The 24323-nt window shown below is 60.5% G+C and carries 17 protein-coding genes; 3 read left to right on the top strand and 14 right to left on the bottom strand.

The window, feature by feature from the left end; translation table 11 throughout:
• Window positions 1–7: 7 nt before the first annotated feature.
• The 3 genes from MSL71_RS22725 to MSL71_RS22715 form a co-directional block, all read right to left on the bottom strand.
• The gene (locus tag MSL71_RS22725) at window positions 8–622 is read right to left on the bottom strand and encodes a trimeric intracellular cation channel family protein (protein WP_180145410.1); all 615 of its coding nucleotides are present in this window, start codon (window positions 620–622) and stop codon (window positions 8–10) included.
• A gap of 106 nt (window positions 623–728) precedes the next feature.
• Entirely contained in the window at window positions 729–1274 is a 546-nt protein-coding gene (locus tag MSL71_RS22720) for a YaeQ family protein (protein WP_180145407.1), read from the bottom strand.
• A gap of 546 nt (window positions 1275–1820) precedes the next feature.
• Entirely contained in the window at window positions 1821–2387 is a 567-nt protein-coding gene (locus MSL71_RS22715) for a flavodoxin family protein (RefSeq protein ID WP_180145404.1), read from the bottom strand.
• A 457-nt stretch (window positions 2388–2844) separates the two neighbouring features.
• On the opposite strand from MSL71_RS22715, the gene MSL71_RS22710 reads away from it, so the two are divergent.
• On the top strand, window positions 2845–4035 hold the full coding sequence (locus MSL71_RS22710) for an MFS transporter (RefSeq protein WP_180145401.1): 1191 nt from the start codon (window positions 2845–2847) through the stop codon (window positions 4033–4035).
• A 245-nt stretch (window positions 4036–4280) separates the two neighbouring features.
• Here the strand turns inward: MSL71_RS22710 and dctP are convergent, their stop codons facing one another.
• From dctP to MSL71_RS22680, 6 genes are read right to left on the bottom strand one after another with little or no spacing between them, the layout of a single operon-like run.
• Window positions 4281–5279, bottom strand: coding sequence for a TRAP transporter substrate-binding protein DctP (gene dctP, locus MSL71_RS22705; RefSeq protein ID WP_180145398.1), 999 nt, complete (start codon window positions 5277–5279; stop codon window positions 4281–4283).
• Window positions 5280–5321: 42 nt separating this feature from the next.
• A complete protein-coding gene (locus MSL71_RS22700) occupies window positions 5322–6626 on the bottom strand; it encodes a TRAP transporter large permease (RefSeq protein ID WP_218951117.1) in 1305 nt (434 codons plus the stop codon).
• A complete protein-coding gene (locus tag MSL71_RS22695) occupies window positions 6614–7108 on the bottom strand; it encodes a TRAP transporter small permease (RefSeq protein WP_180145395.1) in 495 nt (164 codons plus the stop codon). Before MSL71_RS22695 ends, MSL71_RS22700 begins: the two co-directional genes overlap by 13 nt.
• A 16-nt stretch (window positions 7109–7124) precedes the next feature.
• The gene (locus MSL71_RS22690; RefSeq protein ID WP_180145392.1) at window positions 7125–8546 is read right to left on the bottom strand and encodes an FAD/NAD(P)-dependent oxidoreductase; all 1422 of its coding nucleotides are present in this window, start codon (window positions 8544–8546) and stop codon (window positions 7125–7127) included.
• The gene (locus MSL71_RS22685; RefSeq protein WP_180145389.1) at window positions 8543–8848 is read right to left on the bottom strand and encodes a (2Fe-2S)-binding protein; all 306 of its coding nucleotides are present in this window, start codon (window positions 8846–8848) and stop codon (window positions 8543–8545) included. The genes MSL71_RS22690 and MSL71_RS22685 overlap by 4 nt, the downstream gene beginning before the upstream one ends.
• On the bottom strand, window positions 8841–9962 hold the full coding sequence (locus MSL71_RS22680) for an NAD(P)/FAD-dependent oxidoreductase (protein WP_180145386.1): 1122 nt from the start codon (window positions 9960–9962) through the stop codon (window positions 8841–8843). The genes MSL71_RS22685 and MSL71_RS22680 overlap by 8 nt, the downstream gene beginning before the upstream one ends.
• Before the next feature lie 409 nt (window positions 9963–10371).
• Here MSL71_RS22680 and MSL71_RS22675 point away from each other — a divergent pair, with 409 nt between their 5' ends.
• Window positions 10372–12255, top strand: a complete 1884-nt coding sequence (locus MSL71_RS22675; protein WP_180145382.1) for a sigma-54-dependent Fis family transcriptional regulator — start codon at window positions 10372–10374, stop codon at window positions 12253–12255.
• Between the two features lie 401 nt (window positions 12256–12656).
• Here MSL71_RS22675 and MSL71_RS22670 read toward each other — a convergent pair whose 3' ends face one another.
• The 5 genes from MSL71_RS22670 to MSL71_RS22650 form a co-directional block, all read right to left on the bottom strand.
• Complete coding sequence (locus MSL71_RS22670; RefSeq protein WP_180145375.1) at window positions 12657–13490, bottom strand: CvfB family protein; 834 nt, start codon at window positions 13488–13490, stop codon at window positions 12657–12659.
• Window positions 13491–13654: 164 nt separating this feature from the next.
• Entirely contained in the window at window positions 13655–15781 is a 2127-nt protein-coding gene (locus MSL71_RS22665) for an EAL domain-containing protein (protein ID WP_180145373.1), read from the bottom strand.
• Complete coding sequence (locus tag MSL71_RS22660) at window positions 15771–18596, bottom strand: hybrid sensor histidine kinase/response regulator (RefSeq protein WP_180145370.1); 2826 nt, start codon at window positions 18594–18596, stop codon at window positions 15771–15773. Before MSL71_RS22660 ends, MSL71_RS22665 begins: the two co-directional genes overlap by 11 nt.
• On the bottom strand, window positions 18593–19168 hold the full coding sequence (locus MSL71_RS22655; protein WP_180145367.1) for a YfiR family protein: 576 nt from the start codon (window positions 19166–19168) through the stop codon (window positions 18593–18595). The genes MSL71_RS22660 and MSL71_RS22655 overlap by 4 nt, the downstream gene beginning before the upstream one ends.
• Window positions 19169–19177: 9 nt before the next feature.
• Complete coding sequence (locus MSL71_RS22650; protein ID WP_218951116.1) at window positions 19178–21202, bottom strand: TonB-dependent receptor plug domain-containing protein; 2025 nt, start codon at window positions 21200–21202, stop codon at window positions 19178–19180.
• 705 nt (window positions 21203–21907) lie between these two features.
• On the opposite strand from MSL71_RS22650, the gene MSL71_RS22645 reads away from it, so the two are divergent.
• Entirely contained in the window at window positions 21908–23290 is a 1383-nt protein-coding gene (locus MSL71_RS22645; RefSeq protein ID WP_180145365.1) for a sodium-dependent transporter, read from the top strand.
• Window positions 23291–24323: the final 1033 nt, after the last annotated feature.

Genomic DNA, 24323 nt, shown 5'->3' with positions numbered 1-24323 from the left:
AAAGACCTCAGTCCATGGGGGTGTAATTAAATTTCGGGATCTCCAGATTGTAGTAAATGGCCAGGAGACGAAGGGAAAATCCCGTGCCCAGGGTGATGAGGAGCACCGAGAGTTCAGGCAGGCCGCGGGCCTGGAGGAAGAGGAAGAGCCAGGCCGAGACAATGGAGACCCCGGCGTAGACCTCTTTCTGGAAGACCAGGGGAATATCCCGGCACAGGACATCGCGGATCACGCCCCCGGAGACCCCTGTGATCACCCCCATGATGGAGGCCACGATGAACCCGTGGCCCAGGGCCAGGGTCATGCGGACCCCGATGATGGTGAAGGTCACCAGTCCCAGGGCGTCAAGTACCAGAAAAACCCGGTGAAAATACTTCATGAAGGGGGACAACAGGATGGTGATCAGCGCCGCGCAGGTGGTGATGACGATGTACTCCGGGTGCCCCACCCAGGAGATGGGATGGTTGCCCAAAAGGACGTCCCGGATGTTTCCACCGCCGATGGCCGTGGCGCAGGCGATGATAATCACCCCGAATACATCCATTTTTTTTGTGCCTGCTTTCAAGGCCCCGGTGATGGCCTCCACGGTAATGCCCAGTATGTAGAGATGATGCAGGATCATGCGACGTTTTCTCCTTTCAAACGCTGATCAATTTCCAAAAAACGCAGGAGATAAACATGAAACTGCGGGATGTGTCAATGGATGAATCAAAAAATGCTGAAAACCGTCAGGCTGGCGGTTTTAAGACCGTCGGCTGGACATGGAGGGTGGCCTCTCCGGCCGTGAACCAGAGGGTGCCGTCGTCGATGGTGGCCTGGAGGGGCATGGTGCGCCGGACCATGGCCTCGAAGTCCGTCTCCTGGGGCATGGGAAGGTGAATCACGGTGAGGTTGTTGCAGCGGCTTAGGGCCTCGCGGTTCTTCTGCCACCAGGGCTCGGTCTTGTGCTCTCCGTAGCCCACAATCACCACCTCCCCTGCCTTTGCGCAGGCTTTGCGGATCCTCTTTTCATCGGGCTGGCCCAGCTCGACCCAGAGGTCGATATCCCCCTGGGGGCTCATCTTCCAGAGTTCGGGTTCGCTGTCCGTGCTGAGCCCGCGGGTAAAGGCCAGGCCCTCGTCCGCATAGAGGGCAAAAGCCATGAGTCGGATCATCATCCGTTCGGCGGTTTCAGACGGGTGCTTTGCCACGGTGAGGGCATAGGTCTCGTAATGGTGCCGGTCCAGGTCACTGACCTGAAGTTCGGCTTTGTAAATGGTCGCTTTAAGGGCCAACGTCGTATCCTGTGTTTCTGGTAATGTGTGAGTGCGATGGAAACGTTTTTGCGGGGTTTTTGTAACTATTCAGCTTTAACGAGGGCAACGCTTTCAAACGTTTCTTTCGTTCCCAGGCTCCGCCTGGGAATGATGCATGGAGGCTCTGCCTCCACGATTGAGCTCGCCTTACCCTGTGAATTTTTTGCCAGGACTCTCTATATTTCACACCAGCAAGGCGGCGCCTTGCAGCCAACACTCCCAGGCAGAGCCTGGGAGCGAGGGCAAAGAGGTTTCAGCAAATACATTCAAGAGAATCTAAATCAAGGGCGACTGTGCTTTCAAGGTGGCACACCTTGCGGCCGGAGGCAGCCCGGTTAAAGTTGATAATCCACGGGTTACGATAACGGATTCTAACCCGTCAGGGCTTGTCGTATCGCTCGTAGAAGCCATCAGCATATGTTTCGGGCGAAGCGCAAGGGCAATCAGCTCTCGAGGTGGCTCACCTCGCCGCCGGAGGCTTGCTTTTGCTCCAGACTTTAACCCTGGAAGGCCTTCTTTTCAGCTCTACTTCACCATGGCACGGGCAAAGGCCAGGGCGCGCTCTTTGGCGTCCCCGGGCATCTGGCCGTCCATGGCGCAGCCGCCGATGAACAGGTCCCCCGCGTCCTCTGCCTTGTAGAAGGCGCGGAGGCGATCGAAGGCCGTAAACAGGGGCTCCACGTTGTTGTCGTACTGGCCGCCACCGGTGACGAGGAGGGCCTGGCCCTTGCCCTCTACAAGGGAAGCGTGCTCCGGGGTGTGGTATCCGGTCACCAGGCTCCAGCTGCGGTCCATGAGGGATTTGACCTGTGCGGTGAATCCCCAGAAGTAGGCCGGAGAGGTAAAAAGGGTAACATCTGCGGCGATCATCTTTTCAAGGATCCCTTCGGCATCGTCCTTCTGCACGCAGGCAATGGAGGTGGCGTCCTCCTTGCATTTTGCGCACCCCAGGCACCCTTTGATGTTCTTGTTTCCGAGGTCCACACGTTCCACCTCATGGCCCAGGGCCTTGAGTTCGTCTTCCACCCATCCCAGGACACAGGCTGTGTTGCCCTTTTTGCGCGGGCTGCCAAGCAAGGTCAAAATTTTCATTTAACACCTCAATAACTTTTTGTAACAAGTTGTAATTATGACGTTCATGGTGGTTTGTTGCTGCAATCAGGGGGCCTGCCCCCAATAACGGTCTGTTGTCACTATTCAGCTTAAGCCTCCCCGGGGGCTAACCGTTCAAAACATTAAACACGTCTTAATTGTTCGTTTTCAATGACGTTTGGACCTTGGTTATCGTGGAGCCAAGGGCGTTCGGGGGTGATTTAAGAGCTGAATGGTTACGGTCTGTTTTAGCAGGCGGTGGAAAAAATACAAGCGGGTACGTTCCGGGCCCGCGGGAAAACGGCTGTCTTTGACTGCTGCCATGCTGTTGCTTGTGAGGTCACGCGGAGCATCATGCTTTACATCCTTTTGGAAACCCTGTAAGCCAAGGCTTTATGCCGAATCCTTCCCTGGTTTTCGGCCCCTTGTCATCTTCTTGAGTTGGACGGATTTACCCATGCCCCGAAGTCACACCGCCGCTGTTGGATTCAGGAGCACCCTGCCCTGGATTTTCATCATCACCGCCATGTATTTCCTGAGCTTTTTTGCCCGAAGTATCCTCTCCCCGCTGCTGGTGCCCATGGAGGGCGCCTTTGCCGCGTCCCACGCGGAAACCGCAGGGCTCATGTTCTTTCTCTCCCTGGGGTTCGGCTCGGCCCTGGCCCTGGCGGGGATCGTCTCCAGCAAAATCCGTCATAGAAACGTCCTGGTCATGGCCATCATCACCCTGGGGATCTCCCTGGTGCTCCTGGCCAAGGCCCCGGGGCTGATGACAGCCCGTCTCGCCTTTTTTATCTTTGGCGTGGGCTCCGGGCTCTACCTTCCCAGCGGCATGGCCACCCTGGCTTCGGTGGCAGACGGCCGCTTCTGGGGCCGCGCCATCGCTATCCATGAGCTGGCCCCCAATATCGCCTTTATCGTGGCTCCGGTGGCCGTGGAGGCAGCCCTGGGCGTGGTGGACTGGCGGGGCATCCTCATGGCCATGGGGGCAGCCTGTTTCCTGGGGAGCGCCCTCTTCCTGAAGTTCGGCCGCGGCGGCGACGAGCTTGGCACCGCCCCTGATACCCAGACGCTGCCCTTCATGGTGAAAAGGCCCGCCTTCTGGGCCATCATGGTCCTCATCGGCCTTGGCGTGGGCCTGGAGTCCGGCCCCTACAGCCTGACGCCCCTGTTTTTGGTCAGCGAAAAGGGCATGAGCCCGTCCGCAGCCAACCATCTGCTCTCCACCTCCCGCCTGGTGACACCCCTCATGGCTCTGGCCGGGGGCTGGCTGGCCGACCGGGTACGGATCCCGCTGATCCTCATCGCCACCATCCTGGGCAGCGCCCTCTCCCTTGCGGGCATGGGGTTTCTGGATGGGTCCGGCCTGAGCGTCTCCATCATGGTGCAGGCCTCCATGCCTGCCCTTATGTTCCCGGCGGTCTTCAAGTCCGTGACGGAGGTCTTCGGTGTCAAGGAGCAATCCCTGGTGCTCTCCCTCACCATGCCCGTGGCCATTTTTGTGGCCCTGGGCATCATTCCCACCCTCCTGGGCTGGTGCGGAGACCGGGGCCACTTCGGCTACGGCTTTGCCGCCGTGGGCGCCATGACCCTCTTTGCCCTGGCTGCCCTGCCCTTTCTTAAAAAATTGCCTCCGGCGGCGAGGTGAGCCACCTCGAAAGCTCATTGTCCTTGCGCTTCGGGAGCATACGGGCATGACGACAGGGATTCGCTATATTGAACATGGAGGCAGAGCCTCCAAAAACAGCGTTCCCAGGCGGAGCCTGGGAACGAGGGACTATGCGCTTAGCGGCGAAGGCCGGGAGCATTCGTGAACCAAAAAAGCCCCGGGCATTTGCCCGGGGCTTTTTTTATGTGATGTGGATCCCGGTGGGGATCAAAAGAGGTATCGGGTTACTTGATGATGGCATCCAGGACGCCCTGGCCCCAGGCTTCACCCACGTCTTTCAGGACAACGGGCCACACCTGGCTCTGGATCTTTTTGGCGATGGCGGCGATTTCAGACTCGCTGATGGGAACAATCTGGGCGCCGCTGTCTGCCAGGCGCTTTTCATTGGCCTTCTGGTCCTCTTCGGCGGCGTTCCAGCGGCGGGTTTCAAATTCGGCGGCCACCTTGGACAGCTTTGCCTGAAGCTCGGGAGAGAGGGTGTCGTAGAGTTCCTGGTTCATGATGAAGTACCACACCTCAAAGTGGGTGTTGGCCGGGATGTAATACTTGGTCACGTCCCTGAAGGAGGCGTAGTAGCCTTCGGCACCGGAGCCGATGACACCGTCCACCACACCGGTCTGCACGGCGGTGAAGGCATCGGAAAAGGGAATGGGCGTGCCCAGGTAGCCGGTGGTGTCAGCCATGAGCTGGAAGGTTTTCATGGGGGGGACGCGGAGCTTGATCCCTTTGGCAGCGTCCGGGTCGCCCTGGGCCACGGGGGCAGTGTTCAGGGCGATGCCGCCGAAGTAGACAGGCCAGGCGGCCAGCAGCTTGATGCCCTGCTCTGCGTACAGCGTTTCCACGGTGCCGCGCAAGGGGGCGCCCGGGGAGTAGTTTTTTCGGGCCTGGTCCCAGTTCTTCACCATGTACGGGAAATAAGGCAGCTGGAACCGCTTGTCCGCGGCAGATGACGGGGGCTGACAGGCCATGTCCACGGCACCCAGGCTCACCCTCTCCTGGACCACGGTGTAATCGCCCAGGGCGCTGGCCGGGTAGACCTTGGTACGGATCTTTTTGCCGGTGGCCTCCTTGATGCTGTCGGAGAACCACCGTAAGTCGTTGTCGATGGCCGTGCCCTGGGGACGGACATGGGAAATCTTCCAGGTGCGTGCCTCGGCTCCGCCGATCATCAACACAAAACACCCTGCCAGTGCCATGAGGCTGTACCTTAACGTCTTGGTCATTGCGTCACTCCTCCTACGTTGTTTCTTGCCAAAATCATAACTTTAGTAGCCGAACAGTCCCGGGATGAAAAGGGATAGTTTCGGCCATAACGAGGTCAGAAAGACCACGGGAACGTACCCGAAGATGATGAGGATCATCGCCGGTTTGATCACTTCGGAAAACTCCACTTTGCCGATGCGCATCCCGAGGTAGAGGATGCTGGCGTAGGGCGGGGTCACTCCGCCCATGGCCGTGTTGACGCCCATGATGGCCGCGAACTGCACCGGGCTGACACCGATGGCGCCCATGAGGGGCAAAAGCAGGGGCGCCAGCAGGATAATGGCGGTGATGTCGTTGACAATCATCCCCACGAAGAACAGAAGAAAGTTGATGAGGATGAGCAGCAGGACCTTGTTCTGGGTCACCGTAAAGATGCCGTCCACCAGGGCCTGGGGCACGTCTTCCATGACGAAGATCTGGCTGAGCATCAGGCTGAAGACGATCATGACCATGATGGCGCCCACGGAGGTGGCCGAGTTCTTGGCGGCCTTGAAGAAGGTGTCGAAGGTGAGGCCCCGGTAGACGAGGAACCCCACGGGAAGTGCGTAGATCACGGCCACGGCCGCCGCTTCGGTGGGGGTCATGATGCCCCCGTAGATGCCGCCCAGGATGATGAGGGGCATCACCAGGGCCGGAATGGCCTTGGAGGTGAGGCTCACGCCCTGGCGGACGGTCTCTTCCACGGGCTTGGGCGGGTCCAGTACCAGGGGGAATTTCCGGGAGAGGACCATGTTCACCACGGAGAAGAGAAAGGTGATGAGCAGGCCCGGCCCCATGGTGGCCAGGAAACAGGCGAGGATGGAGGTATCCGTGACCCACCCGTAGATGATCATGGTGACGCTGGGCGGGATCAGGAGCCCCAAGATGGACGAGTTGGCCACCAGGGCCGTGGCATAGCCCCTGGGGTAGCCCTTGGAGTCCATCTCCGGGATGAGGATGGGGCCTGTGGCGGCCACGCCCGTAAGCCCGCTGCCGGAGATGGCCCCGATGATGGCGCAGCTCACCGTGGCCACAACACCCAGGCCGCCCCGGATACGTCCCACGAAGACGTTGACAAAACGCAGAAGGCTTGCCGCGATGCCGCTTTCACTCATGAGGGTCCCGGCAAAGACAAAAAGCGGAATGCAGAGGAGCACGGGGTTGGCCAGCTGGCTGAATCCCCACACCATGGTGCCTTTCATGGTGGCGCCGCCCAGGCCCACCATGGTCATGAGGGCGCCGCCGAAACAAAACGGCAGGGGCACGCCAAAGCTCAGCATGAGGACAAGGAGTCCCAGGGCGATGAACGAGACAGTTACGATTTCCATGCGAGCCTCCTTGCGTTTTGGGACAGGGAGATGAGCTCCCGGGTGTTTTTCACGAGGTGCCAGGCGGTGTAGAGGGTCATGAGACCCATGCCGAGGAAAAAGGCGCACTCGGCCCAGAAGGTGGGGATGTACAGGGTAGGGCTCTCCTTCCATACCCTTCGGGCGTAGAGGAAGTAGTCCCAGGCCCAGTAGGTGAGCCAGATGGAGACCACCACGGACATGAGGTCCGCGATGACCCGAACGACCAGCCGGGACCGCTGGCTGTTCAGAAAGATATCCAGGACGTTTGCCTTGATCTGGGTGTCTTCCCGGCTTGCGTTGACGCTGCCTAAAAAGTAGAGCCACAAGGTGGGATACACGAGGATCTCGTCCAGCCCCATGACCGGGAGCTCCAGGACGTAGCGCATGACCACCTGGTAGAACTCAAGGGCGGCGACAATGGTGATCAGGGCGGTCAGCGTGTACTTGAAAAGTTTTTCCATTCCACACTCCTTCTCGTTATTTCTTGTCCAGCAACCAGTTGCCTCCGTCGGGGCCTGAGCTGAGGTCCATGGCGGCGATCTCCTCTAAGGGGATCGGTTTCAGCGGAGTACGCACCGAAAGCTGTCCGGTGCGATGCGGGGAGACCCCCAGGGCCGCTCCCACCACCTCGGCCAGGGCCGGTCCGCACATGCGCCCCTGGCAGGGGCCCATGCCGCAGCGGGTGATGATCTTTATCTCGTTAAGGTCCCGTACGCCCTCTTTCACCACCTTGTGCACGTCGCCCACGGTAACATTCTCGCACCGACAGAGGACGGTGTCGTCGGTAAAAAGGAACTGACCGGGCCTGGGTGCGTACAGGGCGTCGATGAAGGGGCGGGGCCAGGCATCGTGCATCAGGGCCTTGCGGAGAGGCAGGGCCCGGGCGTTGCGCTCCTCTTCGGAGAGGATGCCCAGGCAGCGGGCAATCTCCAGGGCGGCAAGCTCCCCTTTGTACCGGGCTGCCGGAGCCCCGGAGACCCCGGCGCCGTCGCCCGCGGCAAAAACGTTTTCAAAGTTGGTGCGCCCCCAGGGATCACAGGCGGGAATCCAGCAGCGCTGCCCGGCGTGCCAGGCCATGCGGCACCCCATCTGCCGAAAGATATGGGTGTTGGGGATCACCCCGAAATGGAGCAGGAGCATGTCGGCCTTCAAATGCAGCTTTTTCTCACCGCAGGTGGCCTCCACCGACTCCACGGCCTCCTCGCCCAGGGCGCGGATCCCGGTAACCCCTTTGTAGTGGGGCACGCCTGAGCGTTTGATCTCTCGGAGCATAAAGGCCCCTTTCAGGAGAAAGTCGGCCCTCAGCAGGGCCTGGGGAGCCCGGGGCAAGGCCCGGATAGACGGCATCGACGGGGTGGTCTCCAGTACGGCGGCGATGTTCACCCCTTTTTTCACCAGCAGGGAGGCCTCCAGGAGCAGCAGGGGCCCGCTGCCTGCAAGGACCACACGCCCCGACGGAGTCAGCCCCGCCTCCTTGGCCAGGTTGTTGGCCGCCCCTGCCCCCATGACGCCGGGGAGGGTCCAGCCCGGGATGGGCATGGGCCGCTCCATGGCCCCGGTGGCGGCCACGATGTAGTTGGCCACCACGCGCCGTGAGACGCCGTTCTGGGAATAGCAGACCGTGCCGTCGGATTCGGCCTGCCACACACAGGCTCCCGGCTCGTAGCGGGCGCCGCTTTTCCTGAATCGTTGGGTGAGGTCGAGGCCCCGGGTGTAGTCCGGCCCGAAAAGGGCGTGGGCCGCCTTGGGAGCCTCTTCCACGTTACGGTAGATCTGCCCTCCCACCCGATGCTGTTCGTCCAGTGTAAGGATATCGAGGCCCATCTCGGCAAGGGCTGCGCTGGCGGCAAGCCCGGCCGGTCCGGCACCGATGACGATGACATCCACGTGTCGGCTCATGGGCGGCCTCCTTTTTCGTCGTCTGTGTCCTGAAGGTGGCGACGGATCACCATGCCCTCCCGGACCTCGGTCATGCAGGCCTGGCGGTTGACCCCGTCAATCTCCATGAGGCATTCAAAGCAGACCCCCATGAGGCAATGGGGAGAACACGGTCTGCCGGAGGACGGCGAGGTGCGGGAGAGGATCTCACCAATGCCCAGAAGACCTGCAGCCACGCTCACCCCGGCGGGCAGTGTCACGGGTCGCCCGTCCAGGGTCACCGACACGGTTTGGTGCGTCTTTTTTTTGTCGAGTTTAAACATGAAAGCGTCCGTTGCTGAAGTGAGAGATGATATCGTTTTCGCCCTCGTCCAGGATCCACGCGGCAATGTCGCTGGCCTGCAGGGGCGCCAGGGAGACGGCGCTGTGCAGGGCCAGGACCGTGATGTTTTCATGGCCGGGGATGCGGCTGTAGATGGGAGCCCCGTCCGGCGTCATGACCCGGATGGCACCCCAGGAGCGGACCCAGTTGAGCTTGCCCAGCATGGGAAAGAGCCGGATGGCGTTTTTTGCCTGGGACTGCATGGCCTCGGGGGTGACCCGGGTGTCCAGGGCCGTGTCCTCCGAGGAGAGGCCGATCATGAAGGTGCCGTCCACGGTCTGGCGGACGCTGAGCAGGGGCACCCGGAGCAGGCGCTTGTGCCGCTCCGTGACCATGAGCTGGCCGCGCTGGGGGTAAATGGCGAGTTTTTCGCCCAGTGCGGCCACCAGGCCGGAGGAGCCGTGACCTGCGGCGATGACCACCTTGCCGCACAGGTAGTCGCCCCGGCTGGTCGTCACTTTCACCGTGCCGTTTTTAAGGGGGACAACGGCCCGGGCGCTTTCGGCGGCCCGGTATTCCCCGCCCTTTCGCTGAAAGGCGCACCGCATTGCAGCCAGGAGCTTCAAGGGGTTCACGTGGCCCTGCTCTTTGGTGTACATGGCCCCTGAGACCTCGTCACCCAGGGTCATCTCCGGCACGATGTCCGCAAATTCGGCGCGGTTGAGGATGCGTACCGGGTAATCGAGCCCGGCTTCGGCGCAGGTGTGGGTGAGGCTGGCAACGGAATCGGCATAGCCCTTTAGCTCGTCTTCGCCAAAGGCGTGGACCGCGCCCCCTGTCCACTCGAGTTCCACGTCGTAGCCGGACTCTTCTTTGAGCTGGGCAGCAAACTCGGGCCACTGGCGTGCGGCCATGCGGCACCACCGTGCATAATCGGGGTTGCCGGTGCCTTTGCACATGAACCAGGTGAGGCCGAAGTTGCCTCGGGAGAGGCGCTGGCTGGGAAGCTGTTCGTCCAGGAGCACGACCCTGCCTGCGGCACGGCGCATGAGGCCCAGGGCCGTGGCCGCACCGGAGAGTCCGCCGCCGATGACGAGAATATCAACGGTTTTCACAAGGCACCTCCCGGGTGGAAGGCCCTGGGCGGCACACCGTTGTGGGGAAGGAAGCGTGGTGTCTTCATAAAGGATTGCCCCGTGCTTTGTTGTGTGAATGGAAAATTGAGTTACCCGGTAAACAAAGCAAAGGGTGTACCAACGGGTTAAACCGCGGGATCAGGGGTTGGACGTAACCCGCCTTATTGATTTGATATCAAGGTGTTTTTACGGCAAAAAGCCCGGTGGCCGGGCTGCCCACGCCCCCGGGAGGACGCGGTCAAACTGTTTCATTTTGAGAAAGCCCCGAAGGAAAGGCCGCGTAAAGGGCTTGTTTTTAAAGAGAGAGGAAAGGTTTGATTCAAAATGCGACATGTGTCAAAATGAGACTCCCTGTGACCGATGACCCCAGACACACACCCGGAGGCCCATGAAACAAGGACAGATTCTCGGCGTCGATGAGATGCGCCGACAGATCGCGTTGTCACACCGGCGCTCAGCAGCTCGGGGGATCAATCCCATCCTGCGCAACACCAAACAGACCCTGCTCTCCCCTTCCGAGCTTAAGGCGAAACGCAATGAGAACAGCGAGCTTCTGGATGTGCTGCTGCCGCAGTTCGAGGAGTTTTACAATTTTCTGTCACCCAACGAGTTTGTCATCGCCGCCGTGGACTCCGAGGGCTATATCCTCCATATCGAGGGCAGCAGCAATCTCATTGAGAGCGCGGCCAAGCGAAACTGCATCCCCGGGTACCGGTGGACGGAAAAAGACGTGGGCACAACAGCCATCGCCATGTGCCTGAAGCTGGGGAGTCCCATTCAGCTCATCGGGGATGAGCACTACTGCCGCCAGGCCCACGGCCTGACCAGCTCCACAGCCCCGGTGTTTGGGAAAAAGGGAACACTCCTCGGCGTCATCGCCGTGTCCGGTCCCTCCACCAAAGCCCATCCCCACACCCTCTACATGGTCACCACCGCGGCCCGGGCCGCCGAACAGCAGCTCCGGGTTCTTCGGCGCAACAAAGAGCTGGCCCTGAACGTGCGGTTTCTGGATCAGGTCATCGACACCTCCCGCACTGGGCTTATCATCATCAACAGCGAGAACCAGATCTGGCGGGTCAACCGGCGGGGAGCCGAGATCCTTAAAATGGACAATCTGGCGGGCCAGCCCATCACAGCCTTAAAGGGCTTGAAGATCGACCTGGACGATGTGCAGACCCGCCCTGAGTCCTGGGTGAACAAGGAGAGCCGCCTCAAGATCCAGAACCAGACCCTGACCCTCATCCACACCGTGCAGCTGGTGATGTCCCCGGAAGGAGAGCGCCTGGGGGCCCTCATCACCTTTTCCGAGGTCAAGGAGATCTACAAACTGGCCGACACCATCGCAGGGACCCGGGCCCACTTCACCTTCGAGAGCCTGGTAGGCTCCTGCCCTCCCTTTGTGGAGGCCCTGAACCTTGCCAAGCGGGCCGCCACATCGGACACCACCGTGCTGCTCCAGGGGGAAACCGGCACCGGCAAAGAGCTCTTTGCCCAGGCCATTCACAACCAGAGCGACCGGAGCCAGAACGCCTTTGTGCCCATCAACTGCGGGGCCATCCCCGCCAACCTCCTGGAGAGCGAGCTCTTCGGGTACGTGGAAGGGACCTTTACCGGCGCCTCCAAAGGGGGAAAACCCGGAAAATTCGAGCTGGCCAACACCGGCACCATCCTCCTGGACGAGATCGGGGACATGCCCCACAAGATGCAGGTGAAGCTCCTGCGGGTGCTCCAGACCGGGGAGGTCTACCGCATCGGCGCCGACAAGCCCGTGAAGATCAACACCCGCATCATCGCCAGCACCCACGTGAACCTTCTCGAAGCCATCCGGGAGGGCCGGTTCCGGGAGGACCTCTACTACCGCTTGAACGTCTTTCCCATTGCCATCCCGCCCCTGAACACACGAGGGCCGGAGGACATCCTTGCCCTGTCGGCCCTCTTTCTGTCGGAAAACGCCGAGGAGCCCCCGGGGCTCAGCCAGGAGGCCCGGGACCTTCTGTGTTCCCACCCGTGGCCGGGAAACGTCCGGGAGCTGGAAAACTGCATGCAGCGCGCCCTGCACCTCTGCGAAGGCCGGGAGCTTAAGCCCGAGCACCTGAGCCTCTCCCCTGCCCCGGCGGATCAGCCCAGCCAGGCCGGAACCCTGGAGGAGATGAACCGGAAGATGATCCAGGACACCCTGGAGGCCACCTCCCGCAACATGGCCCGCACCGCCAAGATCCTGGGGATCTCCCGGGCGACCCTTTACCGGAAGCTGAAGCAATATGCGATGTAATACTTTAGGTTGAGTGTTTAAATTATTGAAAAGATTTATTATGTATTCCTGTTTAGCTCTTTTCGCAGGGCGAGGCGTATGCCGCACGGGAGTGCGGCGCGCCAGGATGTGTGGTTCTCCGGGGTATTTATGAAACTGCGGGTCAGGATGAAAAACCCACGGCTGGGGCTGTCATATGGAGCGCCGCACTCCTGTGCGGCTTTTTTCGTGGGATGAAGCGTATGCCGCACGGAGTGCGGCGCTCCGGGATGTGTGGTTCTCCGGGGTGTTTTTGACACTGCGGGCCTGGATGAAAAAGCCACGGCTGGGGCTGTCATATGGAGTGCCGCACTTTTGTGCGGCTTTTTTCGTGGGACGGAGCATCTGCCGCACCGGAGTGCGGCGCTCCCAATCCGTGGGACTTACTCCTCTTTCAGGCGGATCCCCGTATCGCTCAGCTCGATGAGCCCTTTTTTGTAAAGCGCCCCCACCGTGCGTTTGAACTCTTTCTTGCTCATGGAAAAGACGCCCTTGATCTCTTCCGGGGCGCTCTTGTCGTGGCAGGCCACAAAGCCTCCGGCTTTTTTAAGAATCTCCAGCACCCGCTCAGAAGAGCCTTCAATGGACTGGTAGCCCGGTTTTTTCAGGGTGAGGTCGATCTTGCCGTCTTCCCGGATGCGGGAGACGTAGCCGGTGAGGCGCTCTCCGATGGACACCTTTTTAAACACCTCATTGCGGTAGAGGATACCCAGGCAGGTGTCGTCGATGACCGCCTGGATGCTCAGCTTGGTGATGCCGTAGATGAGGAGGGAGACCTCCTGGCCCACGGTCTGGTCCGTGGCCACCTTGGCGCAGTGGCGGCCCAGGCGCGTGGATCCGAAGACCCTGCCGGTCTCTTCATCCAGGCTCACATACACCACGTACTTTTCACCCACGGCCATGGGCTTCTGCTGCTCGCTTCGGGGCACCAGGAGGTCCTTTTCCAGGCCCCAGTCAAAAAAGGTGCCGAAGGGGTTCACGTCCTTTACCGTCATGACGGCAAACTCCCCTACCATGGCATTGGGCTTCAGGGTGGTGGCCACGGGGCGGTCTTCGGAGTCGGTGTAGACAAAGACGTCGATGCGGTCCCCGAGCTTGAAGCCTTCGGGCACGTATTTGTTGGGAAGGAGAACCTGCTCCTCCCTGGGGTTGAGGTAGAAGCCGAATTCCATGTAACGCTCGGCAACGAGCGAGTTCATCTGACCGATCTTGAGCATATCCTGCCGTCCTTCAAAAGCCGTAACCCACTGAATAAGGGCCTTCGGCGTTGACTTTCTATTTGATTCACACCGGCTCCACAGCCGATTCGCCCCGTTACATATCAGCAATGGGCCACCGAATCGAGGGATTTGACGAAAGGAAGGCGAAAAAGACCGGTTGATTAGAGGGATCCCATCTTGAGAAGCCGGGAAAACTCGGTGGCCGGGACCGGGGCTTTGAAATAATAGCCCTGGGCTTCGTCGCAGCCGTAGGATTTCAGGAGCTCGTACTGCTCCTCGGTCTCGATGCCTTCGGCCAGGATTTTTTTGCCAAGGCTGTGGCCCATGGCGATGATGGCCTTGATGATGATGCGGTTGTTTTTGTGGATGGTGCTGCCGATGACAAAGGAGCGGTCGATCTTGATGACGTCCACGGGAAAGGTGGTGAGGTAGCTTAAGGAAGAGTATCCCGTGCCGAAGTCGTCCAGGGCGATGCGTACCCCGAGGTCCTTGATTTCTTTAAGGGTCTCGATGGTCTCTTCGGTCTCCTGCATGAGGATGGTCTCGGTGATCTCTATTTCAATGTTGGCCGGATCCAGATGGGTTGTTTCCAGGACATCCCGGATGCTGGTGACGATGTTCTGGTGGGCAAATTTGTAGCCCGAAAGGTTCACGGCGATATTGAGGTCCGGAAACCCGTTTTTTATCCAGCCGTCGCTCTGGCGGCAGGCCGTGAGGAGCACCCATTTGTTGATGTCGATGATGAGGCCCGACTCTTCGGCCACGTGAATGAACTTGTCGGGGGGGACCATGCCCTTTTGGGGGTGCATCCACCGGATCAGAGCCTCGGCGCCCACGATCTTCCGGGTGGCCAGGTCGATCTGGGGCTGGTAGTAGAGCACGAGCTCGTTGCGGTCGATGGCCCGGGCCAGGTCCCGCTCCAGGGAAAAACGCTCCGTGGCCACGATGTTAAGGGACTCGATGTAGAACTGGAACTGGTTTTTTCCGCTGTTCTTGGCGTTGTACATGGCCGAATCCGCGTTTCGAAGCAGGATGTCCGCGGTCTGGCCGTCGTTGGGAAACACGCTGATGCCGATGCTGGCGGACACCGACACCTCCTGCCCTTCCAGGTCGTACTCGGTGGAGATCTCCTTGATGAGGCGCCTTGCCACCAGGGCCGCGCTCTCCGGGGACCTTATGTTGGAGAGGATGATGGTGAATTCATCCCCTGCCAGCCTGGAGATGGTGGGCTCGGAGCGGTCCATGACATTCCGGGTGGCCAGGTCCGTGCTCCGGATACAAGCCTGCATCTTTTCCGCCACCTGCTTCAGCAGCAGGTCGCCCATGTGGTGGCCCAGGGTGTCGTTGATGCGCTTGAACCGGTCCAGGTCCAGGAAGAGGAGCGCAAACTTCTGGTCATTGCGGGTGGCGTCCTTGATGGCCATGTCCAGCCGGTCCAGAAAGAGCATGCGGTTGGCCAGCCCGGTGAGCCCGTCATAGAAGGCAAGGTGCATGATCTCTTCTTCGGCGCGTTTCAGCTGGGAGACATCCTGCACCACCCCCAGCATCATCTCGGGCATGCCCTGCTCGTTGAAGAGGATCTCCCCCTGGTTGAGGATGTGTTTCTGGGTGCCGTCGGGATAGAGAACGCTGTAGCTCACGCTCATGTTTTTCCGCGCCTTGACCGCATCGTTTATCTCCTTTCGGACCTTCTCCTTTTCATGGCCCATGATGGGCACCAGGAAATCATCCAGGGAGACAGGTGCCTTGGCCGTGTCGAGCCTCAGCAGGCGACTGGCCTCGGTGGAACAGTGGAAATCGTTGCTGTTGAGGTCGATTTGCCAGTTCCCCAGTTTGGCCAGCTCCTGGGTTTTGGCAAGGCGGCTCTGACTCATGTAGAGCTCCCGAAAGGCGTATCCGGCACGGAGCATGTATCGGGCCCGATGGCCCAGCATCACCCAGTTGATGGGCTTGGAGACAAAGTCATTGGCCCCGACTTCAAAGGCCCTGGCCGTTGACTCCACATCGTCCAGGCCCGTCACCATGAGAATCTGGGGATACCGGCCGTACAGGGATTTGCGGATGGCCGCGCAGACGTCAAAGCCGTCCATCTCGGGCATGATGACGTCCAAAATGATAAAATCCGGCTTTTCCGCGTGGAACAGCGCCAGGGCCTGGCGCCCGTTCTCCGCCTCCAGCACATCGAAGTCGCATTTTTTCAAGGCCGCCTTCATGGAAAGACGCAGCGACAGGTCGTCATCTGCGATGAGGGCCAGCGGTTTTTTCCGTGCATGCTTTTCATACATCATGGGATGTTATCTCCTCTTCCAGGGCGTTTCTGACCAACATGAGTTCCGATTCGATGGCGTGTACCCGTGCCTCGGCATCATCGCCGCATTGCCTGCTGCATCTCACCTCAAGGTCCCTGCACAGGTCGGCCAGCCCGGATGCGCCGATGTTGGCGCTGCTCGATTTAAGGCTGTGGGCCGCCCGTTGGAGGGCGGGTATGTCCAGGGGGTTCAGGGCCTGCGTCATCTGCGTGCGGATGGCCTCGGAATTTTTCAGGTAGGCCGTAAAGACCTGCACGAGGATGTCGGGCTCCCCGTCTGTCTGGAGTTCCTGAAGGGCCGCGATGCGCTTCCGGTCGATGAGGTCTGGGCGGTCCGGTTTCTCCTCGGCCTCTTCCCGGTCCTGCGGGGGGGCGGAGAGCACGGGAGAGGTGTCCGCCCCTTTGCCGAACCATCGCTCCAGCGCGGCTCCGATGCTGTCGATGTCAAAGGGCTTGCTGATGTAGCCGTCCATGCCCGACGCCAGGCAGCGCCGGTCGTCTTCATCCCGGGCATGGGCGGTGAGGGCCACGATGGGCGTCCGGTCAAACCCCTTTTCCGCTTCGATGCCGCGGATCTCTTCGGCAGCGCCATACCCGTCCAGCACCGGCATCTGGCAGTCCATGAGGATGAGGTCATAGGTGCTGTTTTCCCGGAACGCTTCCACAGCCTGCCTGCCGTTTTCAACCACATCCACACGGCATCCGAACAGTTTCAGCATGGAGACAGCCACCTCACAGTTTGTTTCGTTGTCCTCGGCCACGAGCACATGGCGGTGAAACCGACGCATCTCTTCGGCGATGGAGTGCTGGGTGATCAAGGGCAGGTCGGAGTGTTGGGGTGTCTCCGACATGGCCTTCACCAGGGCCGCGTGCAGGTCGGTGCGGCTCACCGGTTTGGTGAGATAAGCCGAAACCCCTGCCCGTGCCGCCAGCCTGGCCTCCCCGCGGAACCCCGGAGGGGTGATGAGGATGATGGGGAGACGGCTCAGCTCCGGGCGGGCCTTGATGGCCCGGGCCAGTCCCAGGACGTCGGTTTCGGCAGGGCTGTCCAGCAGGATCACCAGGTCAAAGGGCCGGTCCGAAGCCCTGGCGTCGTTCAGGAGGGTCAGGGCGGCGGCGCCGTCGTCAATGATCGTGCGGGGAACCCCCAAGGACGAGAGCATGGGCTCGATGATGGCCCGGTGGGGCTCAAACCTGTCGTCCACCATAAGGACGTTCAGGCCGGAGATGTCCACGGTTCGATTCTCCCGGGTGCTTCGCCACGTTCCCTGCCCTGGCCTCAGGGGCACGGTGAAAAAAAAGCGGGACCCCTTTCCCGGCGTGCTTTCGCAGTCAAGACAGCCCCCCATGAGGGAGATGAGCTCCATGGAGATGGCAAGGCCCAGGCCGGAACCGCCGTATTTTCGCGTGGTGGATCCGTCGGCCTGGGAAAAGGGCTTGAAGAGCTTGGCCCGGTCACCGGGCTTGATGCCGATGCCGGTGTCTTCCACGGACACACTGAGTTCCACGGTCTCCTTTGTCTTCAGGGTGGTGGACGCCCGGATCACCACCGACCCGTTTTCCGTGAATTTAACGGCGTTGCCCAGAAGGTTGGTGAGTACCTGGCGCAGTCGGGTGGGATCCCCGCGCAGGTGGGTGTGGGTGGCCTCGGGGATATGAACGCTCAGCTCGTTGCCCTGGGCGTGGGCGCGCAGCAGGAGCAGGTCCACAACGCCCTCGACGAGGGTTCGCAGGTCAAAGTCGATGGTCTCCAGCTCAAGCCTGCCGGCCTCGATCTTGGAAAAATCGAGGATGTCGTTGATGATGGTGAGCAGGGATTCCCCGGAATTGCGGATGGTGCGGGCAAATCGCTCCTGCTCCGGGGTCAGGCTGGTTTGCAGCAACAGGCCCGCCATGCCCAGCACCCCGTTCATGGGGGTGCGTATCTCATGGCTCATGTTGGCCAGGAACTGGGATTTGACCCGGGTGGCCTTCTCCGCGTCGTCCTTAGCTCGGCTGAGGCCCAGGCTGTGCGTTTTCAATTCGTTGTCCCGCCGCTGGATCTCTTCGAGCATGTCGTTGAACCGGTCGATGAGGGTCCCGAACTCGTCGTCGCTCTCCTTGCGGACCCTCACCGCATAGTTTTTTTCCCGGATCACGCGGTTCATGGACTGCATGAGCCCCAGCACAGGGCCGGTGAAGATGATCTGCATCTTCACCGACATCACCATGATGACCGCAAGGGTAAAGGCCACGAAAAAAGCAAAGACAATGTAATCCGTGTGCAGGCGGATGCGCATCTGCTGCATGTTATCCACCAGGTGAATGGCACCGATGACCTCATCGTTGGCGATGACGGGCCGAAGCACATGGGCGTGGTGGGACACCAGGAAGATGGTTCTCTTTTTTTCGAGGACCTCACGGAAAAGCGCGGTCCTGTCCGGGTAGGCTTCGTTGAGCTCGGCCGTAAGGGCCTGCCGGTCGGTTTCCAGTGTGGTGTAGCTGCTGTAGAGCCTGCCACGGGCATCGTAGAGGAGCGCGGCGGCGATCTCCGGCTTGGCCTCCAGGGACATGAGGGTCTCCCGGGCGGACAACTCGTCGTTGAAAAGCAGGGCCGGGCCGCTGTTCACCGCAACGACACCGGCCATGGAGCTGAGCTCTCGGGCAAGGTTCTTCCTGCTGGTCCATTTCTCCTTGAACACAAGGGCCGTGGACAGAAGGATCACCGTCAGGACCGCAGGCAGGCTGAAGAGCAGGACCAGTTTGGTCCGGATGGACAGGTTTTTCATTTGTCGTACTGCGTCGCCACCGCTCATGGGCCACCCACAATGATAGCATGCCGCAGCAGCCGGGACCTGAACCTCAGCCTCACCTGCAGGGCACGTTCTACGTTGATTTCAAACCGCAGCCGGTCGTTTTTCTTGAACATGTTGATGAGCCCGCCGGATCCCAGGAAGCGGGGCATGTCGTCACCGATGGTCAGGGTGGAGGCGTCCTTGACCGCGTCAAGGGCCGCAAGGCGCTTCTCCAGGGACGTCTCCCTGCAGAAAAAAACGATATGGGATCCTTCAAGTGTTTCGGGATCGTCTGTGAACCGTACCTTCAACGGCCGGGACCCAATGGGTTTGCCCTCAATGCGTTGAAAGGCCTTCTCCATGCCGCTGCCCCCGAACACGGCGAGCTCACAGGGCTCATCAGCCGTCTCAAAGTGATCCTCGGGCCATTGGGTGTACCTTGCAAAGTTGAGGACGAAAGCCGCTTTGACCGTGGGTTCGTCCATGGCAGCTGCAAGGGTGTCTTTGGACCCGACGGGGAACGGGGCCGGAAAGATCAGGGCCGTACACGAGACGATACGCCAGGTACGGCGGATGTATTTCGCATAGGTCATCCGATAGCCTTAAAAACGGTAGGTGATTTTACCGTACACGCTGCGAGGGACCTCTGTGGGCAGACCGTAGTTTTCCATGACATACTCCGGGTGGCGCTCGTCCAGAAGGTTCTGCCCCACCACGGAGAGCTCCAGGGCCGGGGCGGGAGACCAGCTCAGGCGGATGTCCAGGGTGAGGTAATCGTCAATCTCATACGTGCCGTCCGGGGACGCGGCATAGGCCGCGCTGGAGTCGTCCACGTACCGGAGCCAGAGGTCCAGCTCCAGGTCCTTTCCCATATCCACCGCCGAGCGGAGGGAGACCTGATGGGTGGGTTCCCTGCCCACCTGCCCCTCCTCTTCCAGGTTGCTGTTCAGGTAGGTGTAGGCCAGGTCTTCCTTCAACCAGTCCGTCACCTGCCAGGCCGTTGCCAGCTCCGCGCCGTAGGCACGGGACGAGAACTCATGCACCAGGAGAAAGGGCTGTTTGATGTAAGTCCCCTGGAACTCGGGGGCGCCCTGGCGCGTGACCCGCAGGTGGTCGTAGTCGTGGTAGTAGCCTGCGATGTCCACGGAGATGGTGGGCCTGGGCATGAACCGGTACCCCACTTCGTAGGCGATGAGCTCTTCGGACTGCTCGTCGTCCACACCGATTCCCGTGACCACGACGGGCAGCGGCGAGGGGTTCTCCGCGCTCAAGGGGGGCACCACATAAAGGGTCACCTCCCCGTCCCGCTCCACCCGTGACGGGGTTCGCACGGCGCGGGAGACCGCTGCCCAGAGTTTGTGGTTCGGGCGGGGGGAAAAGAGGAGGCGCGCGCTGGGCTGGACCTCATAGCCCGTGGACTCGTTGTGCTCGACCTTGCTGCCCAGGGTGAGCCAGAGCCTGTTGTCGGAAAGGAGGATCTCATCCTGGAGAAAGGCGCTGAACAGGTCGTCGGTGCGACTCTCCGGGGAGTACGTCAGCACGGATGTGTCGGCCAGCTCGTCGTGGATCCGCTGGTATCCGGCTCCCCAGACAATGTCATGCCGCTCCCCGGCCTTGAAATGGTGCTGAAAATCGACGTCGATGTTCTCTTTTTCTTCGTTGGTAAAGGCCTCTTCCCGTTTGGACACGTCGTAGATGAGCTGCAGGGAGAGGTCCGATGTGGAGGAGAGGACCCGTTGCCAGCGGGTGAGCAGGTTGCCCCCGGACACATCGGCGGTGTCCTCCACGATCTCGGCATAGGGCGGCGCAAGGGAGGGCAGCACCACCTCCTGGTTGATCTCCCCGTCGTAGAGATCTCCCTGGAACGTGAAGCTGTCCCTGGCCGTTCGCCGGGTGTCCACCCGAAACCCTCCCTGGGCCATTTCCCAGTCGTCCCCTGCCCCGTCCCCGGATGCGCGCTCGAACTCATCCCGCTTGAACCCCTTGGCATAAAACCGACCGTGGGTGGCCTTGCCCAGGGCCGCGCCGTAACGCGCCTCGGCAAAGCCCTCTTCCGTGGTCCCTCCGCCCACGGTGACCACGCCCCCCACCGTGTCCGAGGCCTGCCTGGTGATGATGTTGATCACCCCGTTCACCGCGTTGGCCCCCCAGAGGGTGGCCCCGGGGCCCCGGATCACCTCGATGCGATCCACGTCTTCGAGCATCACGTCCTGCACCTCCCAGTAGACCCCGGAGAAAAACGGGGTGTAGACGGTGCGTCCGTCGATGAAGACCAGCAGCTTATCGGCAAACCGGCTGGTGGCGCCGCGGCTGTTCACGGCCCACTTGTTGGAGTCGATGCGGGAGACGGTGAGCCCGGGCACCATGCGCAGGGCATCGGGGATGTTGGTGACCCCGGATCGTTTCAGGTCCTGGTTGGTGATGACGAACACTGCGGCCGTGCTGTCCGAGAGGTGCTGCTCTTTTTTGCCCACCGAGGTCACGTTGATGTTCATGAGATCCTCGATACTCAAATCAACCACCTCCTGTCCGGAGGACCGAAGCGGAGAGCCGAGAAGCAGGAGAAGAGACAAAGCCATGAAATATCGGGCCCGGGGGCCCGGAGATCCCTTGGACGTTCTGTTCATGATCAATTCCCTCGGTGCTGGGAAAAGGGTGCATGGTGGTCCGGTGATCGGCCCGGCGGGGTTCGGCTTCCGCATCACAGGGAGAGGGACATGGGGGGATACGGAGAAGACCCTGCATCACCGAAAGCGACGGGCGGGTCTTTGCCCGGCAAAGGGTGAGAGGGGTGCTTCGCGTGCGATGGAGACATCCACGGGGCTGTCGGCCACGGGAAGTCTGCCGGATTGAATGAAAGATCACCGCAGGTAGGGGGCGCATGAGTTCTCGTGGCGAGGTGCGCGCATCGGGCAATGGTCAAAGATGATTATTTACTAATAATTTCATCGATTTTTCAAAAAGTCCAGATGAAAAACAGATGGCACGGCCCGGTCAGCCCCCATTGAAGGCACTTCCCATGGGCTCAGCCTGCCACACCGGTATTGAAATCTTCCCGGGGGAACAATTCAGTCAGGTGGCGGTAAAGCCGCCATGGGTGGGCTATGGGTTGAAATATTTCGAAAAGCTGGAAATCAGAGGGCATATACGTTACTATACACAGAATCCGAAGCTTTTTTTGAGAAAACCGAAACCGAACCCGTTGAATTTAATGAAAACATTGAATCCATGGGGAACCAGCTATCCATGCCCTCGATAAGGTACCGGAAAACAGTGATCAAACAAGGGGTTACCAACATAGTGACAAGACCAAATCAGAGAAGGAGCGTTTCGTGAGTTTAGTCAAGCAGAGAGAGCAGCTCGGAAGCCGCATCGGCTTCCTTTTTATTTCCGCCGGGTGTGCCATCGGCCTGGGGAACGTGTGGCGTTTTCCCTTTATCACCGGAAAGTACGGGGGGGCGGCCTTTGTGTTGATCTACCTCCTCTTCCTTTTCATCCTGGGCCTGCCCATCATGGTCATGGAGTTTTCCATCGGCCGCGGTGGCCAGAAGAACATTGCCGGGGCCTTGAAAGCCCTGCAGCCCAAAGGAAGCCGCTGGCACCTCTACGGTTATTTTGCCATCCTCGGTAACCTGATCCTCATGATGTTCTACACCACGGTTGCCGGGTGGATGCTTGCCTATTTTTATCACACCCTCACAGGCAACCTGGCGGGCCTCTCCCCGGATGCGGTGGGCGGCTTCTTCGGCGGGCTCCTGGCAAGCCCGGGCACCCTGGTGTTCTGGATGGGCCTCACCGTGGTGTTAGGCTTTTTCACCTGTTCTCTGGGGCTTCAAAAAGGGGTGGAGACCATCACCAAGTGGATGATGTCCTCTCTGTTTGTGATCCTTATCGCCCTGGTGGTCAAGTCCGTCACCCTGCCCGGCGCGTCCGCCGGTCTCTCCTTTTATTTAATGCCCGACTTCGGCCGCCTCATGGAGACCGGGGTCTGGGAGACTGTCTACGCGGCCATGGGCCAGGCCTTCTTTACCCTGAGCCTCGGCATCGGCAGCATGGCCATCTTCGGCAGCTACATCGGCAAGGACCGCTCCCTCACCGGCGAATCCCTCAACATCATCGGCCTGGACACCTTTGTTGCCATCCTCTCCGGCCTGATCATCTTTCCGGCCTGCTTTGCCTTCGGAAAAGATCCCGGCGCCGGGCCCGGCCTGATCTTCGTCACCCTGCCCAACATCTTCAACACCATGGAGGGCGGCCGTATCTGGGGCACCCTCTTCTTCCTCTTCCTGAGTTTTGCCGCCATGTCAACGGTCATCGCCGTGTTTGAAAACATCATGGCCTTCACCATGGAAGAGTGGGGCTGGAACCGAAAGCGCGCCTCCCTGAACAACGGGGTGCTCCTCTTCCTTCTCTCCCTGCCCTGTGCCCTGGGTTTCAACGTCCTGAGCGGCATCAACCCCCTGGGCGAAGGCACCGTGATCCTCGACCTGGAGGATTTTATCGTGGGCAACAACCTGCTGCCCATCGGCTCCCTGATCTTTGCCTTTTTCTGCAGCTATAAAATAGGATGGGGCTGGGACTCCTTCGTCAAAGAGGCCAACGAAGGCCAGGGGCTCCGTTACCCGGAGAAAACCAAATTCTACGTCAAATACATCCTGCCCCTGATCATCCTGGTGGTCTTCATCGGCGGGTACATTGAGAAGTTCGGCGGCTGATACCGAACCTGAGATTGCGTTACGTAAAAAAAGCCCCCGGCTGTGCCGGGGGCTTTTTTGGTTTGCCCGGCAAACCGGCTAAAGATCTGTGCTGTGGGATTTTGGGGCAACGATGGGCACGCTTCGCTTTGCCCATCCTACGGTCAACACACCGAGCCGCGCCGATAATCCGCGACCACGTAGGATGGGCAAAGGCAAACCGAATCCATTGGGGTGGCGACGCCCTTGGCGCCGTGCCCATCGAACGCCACAAGCCCACCCGGTTGAATCGAGGTGCCAGCCAACGATGGGCACGCTCCGCTTTGCCCATCCTACGGTCAAACACACCGAGCCGCGCCGATAATCCGCGACCATGTAGGATGGGCAAAGGCAAGCCGAACCCATTGAGGTGGCGACGCCCTTGGCGCCGTGCCCATCGAACGCCACCAGCCCATCCGGTTGAATCGAGGTGCCGGGCAACGATGGGCACACTCCGCTTTGCCCATCCTACGGTCAACACACCGAGCCGCACCGATAATCCGCGACCATGTAGGATGGGCAAAGGCAAGCCGAACCCATTGAGGTGGCGACGCCCTTGGCGCCGTGCCCATCGAACGCCACAAGCCCACCCAGTTGAATAGAGGTGCCAGCCAACGATGGGCACGCTCCGCTTTGCCCATCCTACGACCAAACACACCGACCCGCGTCGATGAGCGAGACCATGTAGGATGGGCAAAGGCAAGCCGAACCCATTGGGGTGGCGACGTCCTTGGCGCCGTGCCCATCGAACGCCACAAATCACCCGGTTGAATGGGGTTGCCGGGCAACGATGGGCACGCTCCGCTTTGCCCATCCTACGGTCAACACACCGAGCCACGCCGATAATCCGCGACCACGTAGGATGGGCAAAGGCAAGCCGAATCCATTGGGGGGGCGACGCCCTTGGCGCCGTGCCCATCGAACGCCACAAGCCCACCCGGTTGAATGGGGTTGCCGGGCAACGATGGGCACGCTCCGCTTTGCCCATCCTACGGTCAAACACACCGACCCGCGT

Origin of the sequence: Desulfoluna butyratoxydans, from assembly GCF_900699765.1 — a bacterium.
Taxonomy (GTDB): domain Bacteria; phylum Desulfobacterota; class Desulfobacteria; order Desulfobacterales; family Desulfolunaceae; genus Desulfoluna; species Desulfoluna butyratoxydans.
Note: the sequence above shows the minus strand (reverse complement) of the source record. Positions and strands in the feature narration are given on the sequence as shown.